A 13,970-nucleotide genomic window follows, 5' to 3' on the forward strand; every position below is an offset into this window, starting at 1 on the left:
AACCGGCGGGGCTTTCACACAGGCAACCGCGTGACGGCGCTTACACCGCGAGCCGTTCGCAGATCGTCCGCGTGGCGGTCGCCGCGTTCAGCGTGTAGAAATGCAGCCCCGGCACGCCCGCGTCGATCAGGCGCTGGCACAGGCTCGTGACGACGTCCGCGCCGAACGCGCGGATCGACTCGCGATCGTCGCCGAAGCTCTCGAGCCGGCGCGCGACCCAGCGCGGCACTTCGGCGCCGCACATCTCGGAGAAGCGCATCAGCTGCGAGAAGTTCGTGATCGGCATGATGCCCGGCACGATCGGCACGTCCACCCCGAGCTTGCGCGCATCGTCGACGAAGCGGAAATACGCATCCGCATTGAAGAAGTACTGCGTGATCGCGGAATTCGCGCCCGCTTTCACCTTGCGCGCGAAATTCTCGAGATCGGCCTTCGGCGAGCGCGATTGCGGGTGGTACTCCGGGTAGCCGGCGACCTCGATGTGGAACCAGTCGCCATGCTCGGCGCGGATGAAGCTGACGAGCTCGGACGCATAGCGCAGCTCGCCGACCTCGCCCATCCCCGACGGCAGGTCGCCGCGCAGCGCGACGATGTGCCGGATGCCGTGCGAGCGGTACTGGTCGAGGATCGCGCGCAGGCTGTCGCGCGACGAGCCGATGCACGACAGGTGCGGCGCGGCTTCGAGGCCGTCCTTCTGCATGTCGAGCACGGTATCGAGCGTGCCCTGCTGCGTCGATCCGCCGGCGCCGAACGTCACGGAGACGAATTTCGGCTTCAGCGGCAGCAGCTGCGCGCGCGTGGCGCGCAGCTTCTCGACGCCGTCCGCCGTCTTCGGCGGGAAGAATTCAAACGAGAGTTCGATCGGTTTCATGATTCGATGGGGTTGGGCCTGCGCCCGCCCTCAGCCGATGTCGCGCTGGCCGAAGATCAGGGCGGACAGCAGCCACGACACGATGCTGTACAGGATCGAACCGAAGAACGCGGACCAGAACCCCGACACCTCGAAGCCCTTCAGCAGCGACGACGCGAACCAGAAGCACAGCGCGTTCACGACGAGGATGAACACCCCGAGCGTGACGATCGTGACGGGCAGCGTCAGCAGGATCAGCACCGGCCGGATCACCGTGTTGATCAGCCCGAGCACCACCGCGATGATCAGCGCGGTGCCGAAGCTCTTGATGTGGATCGACGGCACGAGGTACGTGATGATCAGCAGCGCCAGCGCGTTGATGACCCAGGTGAGGATGACGCTCATGGAGTGCTCCGGTTCGGTTGTCGATCGGTACGATCGGTGAGCGCCGCCGCGCCGTGCGCCCGCGACGGGCGCGCACGGCACGGCGGCGGCCGCGCATCAGTATCAGTAGCGGTAGTGGTTCGGCTTGAACGGGCCGTCCTTCTGCACGCCGATGTACGCAGCCTGCTCGTCCGACAGCACCGACAGGTTCGCGCCGATGCGCGCGAGGTGCAGGCGCGCGACCTTTTCATCGAGATGCTTCGGCAGCACGTACACCTTGTTCTCGTACTGCTCGCCGCGCGTGAACAGCTCGATCTGCGCGAGCGTCTGGTTCGCGAACGAGTTCGACATCACGAACGACGGGTGGCCGGTCGCGCAGCCGAGGTTCACGAGGCGGCCTTCGGCCAGCAGGATCACGCGCTTGCCGTCCGGGAAGATGATGTGGTCGACCTGCGGCTTGATGTTTTCCCACTGGTACTGGCGCGTCGACGCGACATCGATTTCCGAGTCGAAGTGACCGATGTTGCAGACGATCGCGTTGTGGCGCATCGCCTTCATGTGATCGTGGTTGATCACGTGATAGTTGCCGGTCGCCGTCACGAAGATGTCGGCCTTGTCCGCCGCGTATTCCATCGTCACGACGCGGTAGCCTTCCATCGCCGCCTGCAGCGCGCAGATCGGATCGATTTCGGTGACCCACACGGTCGCGCCGAGGCCGCGCAGCGACTGCGCGCAGCCCTTGCCCACGTCGCCGTAGCCCGCGACGACCGCGACCTTGCCCGCGATCATCACGTCGGTCGCGCGCTTGATGCCGTCGACGAGCGACTCGCGGCAGCCGTACAGGTTGTCGAACTTCGACTTCGTGACCGAATCGTTCACGTTGAACGCCGGGAACGGCAGGCGGCCGTCCTTTTCCATCTGGTACAGGCGGTGCACGCCGGTCGTGGTTTCTTCGGTCACGCCCTTGATGTGCGCGAGGCGCTTCGAGTACCAGGTCGCGTCGACGTCGAGGTGCTTCGCGATCGACTTGTACAGTGCGACTTCTTCCTCGTTGGTCGGCTTCGCGATCACCGAACGGTCCTTCTCGGCCTTCGAGCCGAGGATCAGCAGCAGCGTTGCATCGCCGCCGTCGTCGAGGATCATGTTCGCGAATTCGCCGTTCGGCCATTCGAAGATGCGGTGCGAGAACTCCCAGTATTCGTCGAGCGATTCGCCCTTGAACGCGAACACCGGCGTGCCGGCTTCGACGATCGCGGCCGCCGCGTGATCCTGGGTCGAGAAGATGTTGCACGATGCCCAGCGCACGTCCGCGCCGAGCGCCTTCAGCGTCTCGATCAGCACGCCCGTCTGGATCGTCATGTGCAGCGAACCGGCAATGCGCGCGCCCTTCAGCGGCTGCTGCGCCTTGTATTCGTCGCGGATCTGCACGAGGCCCGGCATTTCGGTCTCGGCGATGTTGAGTTCCTTGCGGCCCCAGCCGGCCAGCGCCATGTCGGCGACGACGTAATCGGTGGATGCCTTGGAATCGATAATGGCGTTCATCACGCCCTCCTTTCTAAAAAGTTTCTAGATTGGTGACGTGAGCGCCGTTCAGGAAGCGGGGCCGGCGCGAAAAAATCGCCGCACGGCTGCTTGGTGAAGCTCTCCGAGCCTGGCGGACGCTGGTGGTCCGTCGCAACGCTCCTCGGAAAACGGAGGGGATTGTAGCAAATCGGCGCGCGGAATGCGCAAGGACCCGCACACGAGCGCGGCACGGGCGCGCGGCGCCGGCGCGCGCGGCCGTCGACAAGGGGTCAGGACTCGGCGCCGACCCACGCCTGTTCGCGCAGCCGCGCGCGCAGGCGCGCGACGGCCTGGCTGTGCAGCTGGCACACGCGCGATTCGCTCACTTCGAGCACCGCGCCGATCTCGCGCAGATTCAGACCCCGTTCGTAGTACAGCGACATCAGCAGCTTCTCGCGCTCCGGCAGCCGCTCGATCGCCTCGACCAGCGCCTCGCGCAGGTGCTCGTCGAGCAGCGCCGACAACGGATCGGCGTGATCGACGCGATAACGGTCGAGGAACGGCTCGTCGTCGGCCGCGCGGTCGAAATCCTCGTAGTAGATGAGCTGGCTGCCGTGCAGGTCCTGCAGCATCCCCTGGTATTCGTCGAGCGGCATGTTCAGGTGCTGCGCGATCTCGGTCTCGCTCGCCGAGCGGCCGAGGTGCTGCTCGACCTGGTGCACCGCGTGCTCGACCTCGCGCGACGTCTTGCGCAGGCTGCGCGGCAGCCAGTCGTTGCTGCGCAGCTCGTCGAGCATCGCGCCGCGGATGCGCTGCGTCGCATAGGTCTCGAACTGCGCGCCCTGGTCTTCCTTGTAGCGGCCGGCCGCGTCCATCAGGCCGATCATGCCGGCCTGGATCAGGTCGTCGAGATCGACGCTCGCCGGCATCTTCGCGACGAGTTGCAGCCCGAGGCGGCGCACGAGCGGCGCATATTGCGCGAGCACGTCGGCCTGGGACATCTTTCCTTGAGCGTTGTACATCATGGCTCTCTCCTTCGAGTGGCGCTCACGCGGCGTGTGCCGCGCCCGCCTCGTACGACGGCTTGCCGCCGGCGTGGACCGCCCGGCCCGCACCCGAACGCGGGCGCATCGGCCAGTACAACAGGTCGGCGGCAATCTGCCGGTAGTCGCGCGCGGCGGGCGACGACGGGAACGCGTCGACCACCGCATGCATCAGGTCGCGGGCGTGCTCGACGAGCGGATCGGCGCTCACGCAGCCCGCATCGGCGATCGACACGGTCAGGTAGCGGCTCGCGACGCCCGCGAGGTTGTCGAAGGCCGTCTTCGCGTCCGCGTGGCTGCCGACCTGATTGGTCAGCACGCGGAACTGCGCGAACGCGTGCGCGAAATGCAGCCGCTTCATGCACGCGTATGCCTCGGTGATCGCCTGCGCGGCGACCCGCGTGACGACCAGCACGTCGTGCGCTTCGCGCGCGAGCGCCGAGAACGAGCCGTCGGCGCCGAGCTGCGCGTCGACGAGCACGATGTCGGCCGGGCCGTCGATGAAGTCGCTCAGTTGCGCGTCGCTGTAGCCGGCGCGCGCGAGCCGCGCGGCGCCGCACAGGCCGAAGCCGGCCGCCACCCGCGTGCGTTCGCCGTCGCGCAGCCACGCGCCCGCGAGCGTCGCGCTGGCCGAGTGCACGTCGGCGCGCTCGTCGACGACGAGCACGTCCTTGCCGAGCGACGCGAGCGCCGCCGCGAGGTTCACCACGGTGGACGTGCAGCCGACGCCCGCCGGCCCGCCCGTCACCGCGACGATGCGCGACGCGCGCCCGGCCAGCAGGCGCCGCAGCCCTTCGGCCTGATCGATGATCCGTTTATCCAAATCGCACCTCGTGCAGCTCGGCGGTGGAACGTGCGGTCAGTGCGGAAAGCAGCGTCGGCATGTCCTCGTCTTGCGGCACGAAGGGCGAGCCGTCGCGCGGCACACAGAACGCGCTCTTCAGCAGGAATTTGGTCGACGCGACGTACAGGTTCTCCGGCACCTTCTGGCCGGTCGACACGTAGTGGACCGGCAGCTTGTAGCGGATCACCGTGTCGAGCACGCCGCCGAGGTGGGTCGCCTCGTCGAGCTTGGTGAGGATGCAGCCGGCCAGGTCGGGATGCTCGCCAGCACTGCGGTACGCCTGCACGACTTCGTTCAGCGTGTCGCCGTGGCTCGTCGCGTTGAGCAGCAGCAGGCGCTGCACCGGTGCGTTCGCGCCGTGCAGCATCGCGATCTGGTCGGACACCGCGCGGTCGCGCTGGCTCATGCCGATCGTGTCGATCAGCACGATGTGCTTGTTGCGCAGCTCGGACAGCGCGAGCGCGAGGTCGCCCGCATCCTTCACCGCGTGCACCGGCACGCCGAGGATCTTGCCGAAGATGCGCAGTTGCTCGTGGCCGCCGATCCGGTAGCTGTCGGTGGTCAGCAGCGCGACCTTGCTCGCGCCGAAGCGCATCACGCAGCGCGCGGCCAGCTTCGCGGTGGTGGTCGTCTTGCCGACGCCCGTCGGCCCCATCAGCGCGAACACGCCGCCGCGCCCCATCAGCGCGTCCTCGCTGTCGAGCACCGGCAGGTTCGACGCAAGCACCGACTGCGCCCATTCCGCGGCCTGCCCGAAGGTCTGCGCGCCGTCGCCGGACGGCAGGTTGTCGACCAGCATCCGCACCAGCTGCGCGGAGAAGCCGGCCGCGAACAGGTGCTTCGTCAGCGCGCCGTGGACGGCGCTGCGGCGCTGGCGGTCGTGCCACATCAGGCTGTCGAACTGCTCTTGCATCATCCCGCGCAGCTCGCCCAGCTCCTGCATCACCGTGTCGTTGACGATCCGCTCGAGGCGCGACTTCACCGCATCGGCCACCGCGGCGGCGGTGTCGGCGGACAGGCGCGTGCGTTCCGTCGCCCTGCCGGCGTACGCGGTGCCCGTGTCGGATGCGCGCTTCGCGGCGGCCGTCGCGCCGGCGGCCGGCGACCCGGCGGCGGGCGATCCCGCGGCCGGCATCCGGCGTTCGGCGTCGCGGACGATGTCGCGCGCCCAGTCCGGCGGCGTCGCGCTGGCCGCGGCGCGCGGCGCGGGCGCGCTCGGCTGCGGCTCGGCCGGCGCCTGCGCCCGGGCGATCAGCGCGTCGCGCTGCTGCGTGAGGCGCTTCGCGTGCTCGACCAGCCACGGTGCGGGTTCGGAAGGGGCGGCCGGCGATCCGGGCGCGGGCGTACCGGCGGCCGGCGCGGCGATCGACGGCGCTGTCGCGGCGGGCGCGTCCGCATCGCTCGACGGAGGATACGCATCCGCGTCGTGCGCGTCGGCGCTCGCGCCGAACACCGACGAGAACACGTCCGGCAGCCCGCCTTCGCCGGCCGCGTACGGATTGACGGCCGGGCGCGGTGCGATGCCCGGGCGCGACACGATGCCCGGCACGGCGGCGGCCGGCACCGACTCCGGCACGCGCGACGTGGCGACGCGCGGACGTGCGGCCGGCGGCGCCACCGCGGCGAGATCCGAATCGGCGAGTGCAACGATTTCGACGCTGCCGTCATCGAGCGTGCGGTTCGACAGCACGACCGCGTCGGCGCCGAGCGCCTCGCGCACGAGACGAAGTGCGTCGCGGCTCGTTGCGCCGGTGAATTTGCGAATGTTCAAGCGGAACCCCCGATGACGTTAACGACTTTGATCGTGCGTGTGTCCGGCACTTCGGCATACGACAGCACTTTCAATTGCGGCAGGCTGCGGCGCAGGAAGCGCGCGAGCATCGCGCGCAGCGCGTGCTGCACCAGCAGCACCGGCGGCAGCCCGAGATTCTGTTGACGCAGCATCGCTTGCTGCGTGCCGGTCAGAAGGTTGTGCGCGAGGCCGGGTTCGAGGCCCGGGTTCGCGCCGGTGGCGAGCGCCTGCGACAGCACGCGCTCCAGGTTCGCGTCGAGGCCCATCACCTGCATTTCGCCGTTGCCCGGATACCACTGCTGCGTGATCGCGCGGCCGAGCGACAGGCGCACCGCGGCGGTGATCTCGAACGCGTCGCCGCGGCCCGCATGCTCGGACACGGCCTCGAGGATCGTGCGCATGTCGCGGATCGGCACGCCTTCCTCGAGCAGGTTCTGCAGCACCTTCTGCAGCGTGGTGAGCGAGATCGTCTTCGGCACGAGGTCCTCGACGAGCGACGGTGCATCCTTGCCGGTGCGTTCGACGAGCGCCTGCACTTCCTGGCGGCCGAGCAGCTCGGCCGCGTGCTGGACGACGAGATGGTTCAGGTGCGTCGCGACGACCGTGCTCGCGTCGACCACCGTGTAGCCGTACACCTGCGCCTGCTCGCGCAGCGCGACGTCGATCCACACGGCCGGCAGCCCGAACGCGGGGTCCTGCGTGACGGCGCCCGGCAGCGCGGCCGTCACCTGGCCCGGGTTGATCGCGAGCCACTGGCCCGGGAACACTTCGCCCGCGCCGATCTCGACGCCCTTCAGCGCGATCCGGTACGCGTTCGGCCGCAGCTCGAGGTTGTCGCGGATATGGATCACCGGCGGCAGGAAGCCGATTTCCTGCGCGAATTTCTTGCGGATGCTCTTGATGCGCTTGAGCAGCTCGCCGTCGCTGTTCTTGTCGACGAGCGGAATCAGCCGGTAGCCGACTTCGAGCCCGAGCGGGTCGATCAGCTGCACGTCGTCCCAGGTCGCTTCGTGGCTGTCGGCCGGCAGCACGGCGGGCGGTGCGATGTCGGTCACGTCGCCGGCCGCCTTGCGGGCCGCCGCGCGCCGGGTCTGCGTGCGCGCCAGCCAGATCGCGCCGCCGCCGAGCGCGAGGAACGCGAAGTGCGGCATCCCCGGGATCAGCCCCATCAGCACGATGATCGCGCCGGTGATCGTCAGCACGCGCGGGTTCGTGAACAGCTGGCCGGTGATCTGCGTGCCGATGTCCTCGTCGGTCGCGACGCGCGACACGATCACGCCGGCCGCGGTCGAGATCACGAGCGACGGGATCTGCGCGACGAGGCCGTCGCCGATCGTCAGCAGCGTGTAGTTGGTGCCGGCCGCGGCGAAGCTCATGTCGTGCTGGACCATCCCGACGATCAGCCCGCCGATCACGTTGATCGCCATGATGATCAGGCCGGCGATCGCGTCGCCGCGCACGAACTTCGACGCGCCGTCCATCGACCCGTAGAACTCCGCTTCCTGCGACACGGCCAGGCGCCGCTTGCGCGCCTGTTCCTCGTTGATGAGGCCCGCGTTCAGGTCGGCGTCGATCGCCATCTGCTTGCCGGGCATCGCGTCGAGCGTGAAGCGCGCGGACACTTCGGCGATCCGCCCCGCGCCCTTCGTGATCACCATGAAGTTGATGATCATCAGGATCACGAACACGACGATGCCGACCGCGAAGTTGCCGCCGACCAGGAAGTGGCCGAACGCCTCGATCACCTGGCCGGCCGCGTCCGGGCCGGTATGGCCTTCGAGCAGCACGACGCGCGTCGACGCGACGTTCAGCGACAGGCGCAGCAGCGTCGAGAACAGCAGCACGCTCGGGAACGCCGCGAAGTCGAGCGGCTTCATCGTGTACATGCTGACGAGCAGCACCATCACCGACAGCGCGATGTTGAACGTGAACAGCAGATCCAGCAGCATCGGCGGCAGCGGCAGGATCATCATCCCCAGGATCATGCAGATGAGGATCGGGCCCGCGAGCGCGCGCAGGTTCGTGCCTGCCAGCAGGTTCGGGCGCTTCGCGAACAGGCCGGTGGTCGGGGTGCTCATGCCGCGGTCCCTCGTTTGCCGAGCGTGTCCTCGGCTTCTTCACGTTCGTCGTCGGCGGCGACCGACGTGCCCTTGTCGAGTTCGGCCGGCACGTCGAGATCGACCGGCACCGCCGGGAACGCGCCGCCTTCCGAGCGGAAACGCTTGAGCTGGTACACCCATGCGAGCACTTCGGCGACCGCCGAGTACAGCGAACCGGGGATCTCGCGCTCGAGTTCGACGTTGTGATACAGCGCCCGCGCGAGCGGCGGCGCTTCGAGCAGCGGCACGTTGTGTTCGGCCGCGAGTTCGCGGATGCGCGCCGCGACGAGGTTCACGCCCTTCGCGACGACCTTCGGCGCGCGCATCTCGCCATCCGTGTATTGCAGCGCGACCGCGAAGTGGGTCGGGTTCGTGACGACCACGTCGGCCTTCGGCACGGCCGCCATCATCCGGCGGCGGGCGATCGCGCGCTGCTGCTGGCGAATGCGCCCCTTCACGTGCGGATCGCCTTCGTTCTCGCGATGCTCGCGCTTCACTTCTTCCTTCGTCATGCGCAACTTCTTGTTGTACTGCCAGAGTTGGTAAGGCACGTCGAGCCCGGCGACGACCAACATCCCGGCGACCGTCGTGCCGCAGCACACGGCGACCAGATGCAGCGCATCGGGCAGCGCCGCGCCGAGCGGCTGGGTCGCGAGGCCGAGCAGTTCGTCCTTGCTGCGCCAGATCGCGATGCCGCCGATCCCGCCGACCACCAGCGTCTTCGCGATCGACATCCCGAGCTGGATCGGCCCCTGGATCGAGAAGATCCGGCCGAGGCCCGAAATCGGGTTCAGCCGGTCGAACTTCAGCTCGAACGTCTTTTGCGAAATCAGCCAGCCGCCGAGCGCCATCGGCGCGAGCAGCGCGGCGACGCCGGTGAGCGCGAGAAGCGGCAGCAGCGCGGCGAAGCCCTCGAGGCTCGCGCTGCCGGCCGCCGACAGCATCCGGTGGGTGTCGAACGCGGTCGCGCGATCGAACGTGAACGCGCCGCGCAGCATCGCCTGCAGATGCGCGCCCGACGGGCCCGCGAGCAGCCATGCGCCGTAGAACCCCGCCGCGAGCAGTGCGAACGAAGCCAGTTCGCGCGAACGCGCGACCTGCCCCTCCTCGCGCGCCTTCTCGCGGCGCCTGGGAGTGGCGGCTTCGGTCTTGTCGAGATCGCTCTCGTCTGCCACGGGGCCTCCAGTCGGCTACGGCGGAATGCCGTTTTCCAGTGACACCGATTATTCATGGAGGCGTCAAACGCCGATCGGTCGAGCAAAGCCGGGAAAGGGGGGTATTTCGGGGAATCGGACGAGCCGCCGCGAACGCGGCCGGAGCGGGGGCGGAACGATGCGCGGCGCGGCGGAAAAACCGGCCGGCCGGCGCATGGGGGCGGCGGCGCTCGCAGGCGGGACGGCACGGGCTGAGTGCGGGGGGACGGTGAAACGACGGGCGGGAAAACGGGAAGAGGCGGGGAAAGCGGGCCCCGACGCAACGGCCCCCGGACGGGCCGATCGCCACGTCATGCTCGTCGCGAATACGTCGAGTCTTCGCTTCGTCGCAATCCTTGCGCCCGGCCCTTTCCGGGGCCAGCGCAAGCCCGTTATTGGCGTGAACGGGCCCTAGCCAGCCGCCGCCCGCTGCAGCGCGTCGAGATCGAGCTTCTTCATCGTCATCACCTGCGCCATCACGCGCTCGGCGCGGGCCGGGTCGCCCGTCATCAGCTCGGCCATCTGCACCGGCACGACCTGCCACGACACGCCGAAGCGGTCGCGCAGCCAGCCGCATTGCTGCGCGCGCTCGTCGCCGCCTTCGGACAGGCGCGCCCAGTAACGGTCGATCTCGTCCTGGTCGCGGCAGTTGACGACGAACGACACGGCCGGCGTCATCTGGAACACGGGGCCGCCGTTCAGCGCGACGAACGCCTGCCCGTCGAGCTCGAACGCCACGGTCATCACCGCGCCCTCGGCGTTGCCGGACGCGTGCGCGCCAGCCTTGCCGTAGCGCGCGACGTGCACGATGCGCGCGTTGTCGAACACCGATACGTAAAAAGCGGCCGCCGCCTCGGCGTCGCGGTCGAACCACAGGAACGGCGTGATGCGCTGGATACGCTGGGTCATGGCGCTGTCTCCTCGATGTCGTGCCGGCACCGGTGCCGGTCTTACATCGTAGCCGCTGCGCCGGCGCCTGGCGGCGCGCCGGCTCGTAGCGCGCGCACCGCACGCCGGATAAAAAAAGGGGGCGATCGCTCGCCCCCTTCGTTCCTGCGTCCGGCCGTGCCGCGTCAGAACGCGACGAACGGCTGCGCGCCGCCGCTCGCGGTCTTGTCCATCCCGAAGTAGATCGTCTTGCCGTAGAAGTGCGGCATGCCGATGTCGAGCCAGCTGGACGAGCCGAACGGGCCCGCGATGTCGTTGAACGCGAACGTCGACGGGTTCGAGAACAGCGAATCCGCGTTCGCGACCGGCATCGACACGGTACCCGACGCGCCGTTCTGGCCCCTCAGCGTGGCCGAGTACGAGGTCGTGGTCGCGGGGCAGTAGAACTCCGTGTTCCTCGAACAGACCGTCTGCGCCGAATCGTTGAAGAAATACGCGTTCGAGCCCGTATCGAAGAACGCGGTCACGTTGCGCCCCTGGAACGTCGCGCTGACGTCGCCGGTCGTGGTCGACGTCATCACCGTCTTGCCGCTCAGGTTCGGCAGGCCGAACGTCAGCGTGCCGGTTGCGCTCCCCTGCCCGCTGGACGAGATGTCGGGCATCTGCACGCTCACGCCGTCGCTGTTCGCGAACCGATGCACGGGGTTGGCCACCTGCTGCGCGAGCGGCACGAGCGCGACCGTGCAGCTTGCGTTGTCGCCGTTCGGGCACGCGTAGTAGTTGTTGCTCGTCGACGTCGACGTCGCGCAGGTCGTGCCGCAGTCGTACGGCGCCGGCCCGATGCCGAGGATCCCGTTCGCGCCGAGCGCGCCGGTCGAGTTGGCCGACGCGCCGCCGTTCGTGCACGAGCTCGGCACGTTGGTCGTGCCGAGGTCGCCGATGATCTGCACGGGCAGCGAGCTTGCCTGCTCGGTGCCGATCGACAGGTCGACGGTGCGCACCGAGCCCCACGTGTAGCTCGACACGAACTTGCCGCATTCGGCGACCGGCGCGCCGCCGCTCGTCACCTGCGGCAGGCTGTCGTGCACGCCCGCCACCGCGCTGCCGACGAGCCGCAGCCCGTAGGACGCGGTATCGACGAGCACGTTGTTGACGATCTGGCAGTTCGACGTGCCCGGCACGCAGACCTTCAAGCTGATGGTCGGGATGTTGATCACGTTCGCGGCGCCGGCGCCGACCGTGATGACGGCCGTATTGCCGCTGTTGCCGTCGGACCCGCCCGAGCCGTTGCCGCCCGTATTGCCGCCGTTGCCCGCACTGCCGCCGCCGCCATCGCCGCCGCCGCATGCCGTCACGAGTACGGCCGTCGCGGCCAGGAGGCCCAGCACGCCGAGCCAGCGCTTGAATGTACGAGGAATGCTCAAGGTCGCTCTCCCGCTGTCACTGGATATCGGTGCCGGCCACGCCGGCAGGCAGCGCCGACGGCAGCCATGCCTGGCCGGAGAAGGCGCCCATGTGGCCGCCCGTCCGGATCACGAGGCCGCTCGTCTCGACGGCCACCGGCGCGCGCCAGCCGCGCGCCTGGTGCGCCGCCTGGACCCCGGCGGTGTACTGCGGGAAATAGCTGCCGAGCAGCGACGCGAGATCCGGCATCGTCGGCCCGCGCCATGCGAGGCCGAACACGCTGCCGGCGGCCGACGTGTATTCGTGGATGACGGTGCCCGATCCGAGCGTGATCTCGCGGACGGTATAGGCGGCCGTGCTCGTCTGCACGCCGTCCGCCGAGCGCATCGCGCGCTGCAGCGCCCGCACGGTGGCGGCCTGATCGTCCGCCGGCGGCGACATCGGTGCGCCGCCCAGTTCCGCATGTGCGTGGACGGCCCACAGCACACTCATTGCAGCCGTCGCGTGCGCGACGGTCCAGCCCAAGCGTTTCAGCTTCACGTTCCCCCCCAAGGGACTGGCTTCGTTGCCGACGGCGCCGCCGTCGGCCCCCGCCGCCTGCCAACTTATGAATCTTACGAATGACGCTACGTTGCTGCTGACGCGTAGTATGCCTGCGGAGTGTGGCCACGTGTCAATTCGACGCAGGATCACGCCGCGCGGCGCATCGGCGGCGGACACGGGAAAACGCGGCGGGAACGGGGAATGCGCGCATCGGCCGCCCCCGCGGAAGGGGGCGCGCCGATGCGTGGCGACCGGGTCAGAAGCCGAGGCTGGCGAGCAGGTCGTCGACCTGCCCCTGGTCCTGGACGACGTCGGATTTGCCTTCCGGCGCGATCTGCGGGCCGTTCAGCAGCGATTCGGGGCTGCCGGTCGCGCTCATCTGCTCGGCCGCGAACGCGGCGGCGGTGGCCGCGAACTGCTCGCGCCGCTCCGGCGCGATGTTCTCGACGAGCACCGTGAGGAGCTGCTGCTCGATCAGGTAGACCATGTCCATGATCTTCTTGATCACCTGGCCGGTCAGATCCTGGAAATCCTGCGCGAGCATGATCTCGAGCAGCTGCGCGCGAGTCGCCGACGTCGACTCGGGCAGCGTGCGCAGGAACGTGCGCGTATCGTCCATCAGCTCGCGCACTTCCGCGTGCTCGATCGGCGCCGCGTACCACTGCGCCCAGCGCGCGTCGAGCGCCTCGGCCTCGTTCTGGATGCGCTCCTGCATCGGCTTCGCGATCTCGATCGCATTCAGCACGCGCACCGCGGCCTGCTCGGTCATCGTCGCGACGTAGCGCAGCCGGTCGCGCGCATCCGGCACGGCTTCCGCCGCGCGCTCGACGTGCTTGTCGAGCCCGAGCTCGCGCATCGAATCGCGCAGCGTGCGCGTGACGTGGCCGATGCGCGCGAGGATCCGGTCGCTCGCGTAATCGGCGCCTTCGGCATGGCCGTCGGCGTTGATCGCCGCGCCGGCGAGCGCCGCATGGATCGGCTCGTTCACGTTCAGCTCCCGGCCTTGGCCATCTTGTCGATGATCTTGTTCAGCTTCTCGTCGAGCGTCGCGGCCGTGAACGGTTTCACGACGTAGCCGCTCGCGCCGGCCTGCGCGGCCGCGATGATGTTCTCCTTCTTCGACTCGGCCGTGACCATCAGCACCGGCAGGTGCGTGAGCGTCGCGTCGGCGCGGATTTCCTTCAGCATCGCGAGGCCGTCGAGGTTCGGCATGTTCCAGTCCGAGATCACGAAGTCATAGCCGCCGCCGCGCAGCCGCGCGAGTCCGGCCAGGCCGTCCTCGGCCTCGTCGACGTTCGAATAGCCCAGTTCCTTGAGCAGGTTGCGGACGATCCGGCGCATCGTCGGGAAATCGTCCACCACCAGGATTTTCATGCTCTTGTCCATCGTCGTTCCTTTCCAGATTCGTTTCCGTCGGGACGCGTATC

At 68.8% G+C, this 13,970-nt stretch carries 13 protein-coding genes and 1 riboswitch; all 13 genes read right to left on the reverse strand.

Features of this window, described 5'->3' with window-relative positions:
- Positions 1–40: 40 nt before the first annotated feature.
- Positions 41–871 carry a methylenetetrahydrofolate reductase [NAD(P)H] gene (gene metF, locus H0X90_RS11675; protein ID WP_006484036.1) on the reverse strand — a complete coding sequence of 277 codons (831 nt, stop codon included), beginning with the start codon at positions 869–871 and terminating at the stop codon, positions 41–43.
- Between the two features lie 30 nt (positions 872–901).
- Positions 902–1,255 carry a phage holin family protein gene (locus tag H0X90_RS11680; protein ID WP_006477367.1) on the reverse strand — a complete coding sequence of 118 codons (354 nt, stop codon included), beginning with the start codon at positions 1,253–1,255 and terminating at the stop codon, positions 902–904.
- Positions 1,256–1,357: 102 nt separating this feature from the next.
- Positions 1,358–2,776: an adenosylhomocysteinase gene (ahcY, locus tag H0X90_RS11685; protein WP_006484031.1), complete on the reverse strand. Its 1,419-nt coding sequence runs from the start codon at positions 2,774–2,776 to the stop codon at positions 1,358–1,360.
- Between the two features lie 32 nt (positions 2,777–2,808).
- Positions 2,809–2,926: riboswitch (S-adenosyl-L-homocysteine riboswitch) on the reverse strand.
- A 101-nt stretch (positions 2,927–3,027) separates the two neighbouring features.
- Positions 3,028–3,762 (reverse strand): RNA polymerase sigma factor FliA, encoded by a 735-nt coding sequence (locus H0X90_RS11690; RefSeq protein ID WP_006484033.1) that lies wholly within the window; start codon positions 3,760–3,762, stop codon positions 3,028–3,030.
- Positions 3,763–3,784: 22 nt separating this feature from the next.
- Positions 3,785–4,603 carry a flagellar biosynthesis protein FlhG gene (locus H0X90_RS11695; protein WP_006491878.1) on the reverse strand — a complete coding sequence of 273 codons (819 nt, stop codon included), beginning with the start codon at positions 4,601–4,603 and terminating at the stop codon, positions 3,785–3,787.
- Entirely contained in the window at positions 4,596–6,395 is a 1,800-nt protein-coding gene (flhF, locus tag H0X90_RS11700; RefSeq protein ID WP_077190266.1) for a flagellar biosynthesis protein FlhF, read from the reverse strand. The genes H0X90_RS11695 and flhF overlap by 8 nt, the downstream gene beginning before the upstream one ends.
- Entirely contained in the window at positions 6,392–8,494 is a 2,103-nt protein-coding gene (gene flhA / locus H0X90_RS11705; RefSeq protein ID WP_006485892.1) for a flagellar biosynthesis protein FlhA, read from the reverse strand. Before flhA ends, flhF begins: the two co-directional genes overlap by 4 nt.
- Complete coding sequence (flhB, locus tag H0X90_RS11710; protein WP_006485884.1) at positions 8,491–9,690, reverse strand: flagellar biosynthesis protein FlhB; 1,200 nt, start codon at positions 9,688–9,690, stop codon at positions 8,491–8,493. Before flhB ends, flhA begins: the two co-directional genes overlap by 4 nt.
- A gap of 429 nt (positions 9,691–10,119) precedes the next feature.
- The gene (locus tag H0X90_RS11715) at positions 10,120–10,617 is read right to left on the reverse strand and encodes a VOC family protein (protein ID WP_006485888.1); all 498 of its coding nucleotides are present in this window, start codon (positions 10,615–10,617) and stop codon (positions 10,120–10,122) included.
- A 164-nt stretch (positions 10,618–10,781) separates the two neighbouring features.
- Positions 10,782–12,020, reverse strand: a complete 1,239-nt coding sequence (locus H0X90_RS11720) for a DUF3443 family protein (RefSeq protein ID WP_006497451.1) — start codon at positions 12,018–12,020, stop codon at positions 10,782–10,784.
- Between the two features lie 16 nt (positions 12,021–12,036).
- The gene (locus H0X90_RS11725; RefSeq protein ID WP_012492269.1) at positions 12,037–12,540 is read right to left on the reverse strand and encodes a DUF2844 domain-containing protein; all 504 of its coding nucleotides are present in this window, start codon (positions 12,538–12,540) and stop codon (positions 12,037–12,039) included.
- A 259-nt stretch (positions 12,541–12,799) separates the two neighbouring features.
- Positions 12,800–13,531, reverse strand: coding sequence for a protein phosphatase CheZ (gene cheZ, locus H0X90_RS11730; protein WP_006497453.1), 732 nt, complete (start codon positions 13,529–13,531; stop codon positions 12,800–12,802).
- Positions 13,532–13,533: 2 nt separating this feature from the next.
- Positions 13,534–13,929, reverse strand: coding sequence for a chemotaxis response regulator CheY (cheY, locus tag H0X90_RS11735; RefSeq protein ID WP_006485893.1), 396 nt, complete (start codon positions 13,927–13,929; stop codon positions 13,534–13,536).
- Positions 13,930–13,970 lie beyond the last annotated feature (41 nt).

Origin of the sequence: Burkholderia sp. 9775_39, from assembly GCF_015712225.1 — a bacterium.
GTDB classification, from domain to species: Bacteria; Pseudomonadota; Gammaproteobacteria; order Burkholderiales; family Burkholderiaceae; genus Burkholderia; species Burkholderia cenocepacia.

Bases quoted from the DNA above. Each gene is read 5' to 3' on its own strand.
- H0X90_RS11715 (WP_006485888.1), bottom strand. From the start codon at position 10,617: ATGACCCAGCGTATCCAGCGCATCACGCCGTTCCTGTGGTTCGACCGC.
- ahcY (WP_006484031.1), bottom strand. From the start codon at position 2,776: ATGAACGCCATTATCGATTCCAAGGCATCCACCGATTACGTCGTCGCC.
- flhA (WP_006485892.1), bottom strand. From the start codon at position 8,494: ATGAGCACCCCGACCACCGGCCTGTTCGCGAAGCGCCCGAACCTGCTG.
- metF (WP_006484036.1), bottom strand. From the start codon at position 871: ATGAAACCGATCGAACTCTCGTTTGAATTCTTCCCGCCGAAGACGGCG.
- cheY (WP_006485893.1), bottom strand. From the start codon at position 13,929: ATGGACAAGAGCATGAAAATCCTGGTGGTGGACGATTTCCCGACGATG.
- H0X90_RS11680 (WP_006477367.1), bottom strand. From the start codon at position 1,255: ATGAGCGTCATCCTCACCTGGGTCATCAACGCGCTGGCGCTGCTGATC.
- H0X90_RS11690 (WP_006484033.1), bottom strand. From the start codon at position 3,762: ATGATGTACAACGCTCAAGGAAAGATGTCCCAGGCCGACGTGCTCGCG.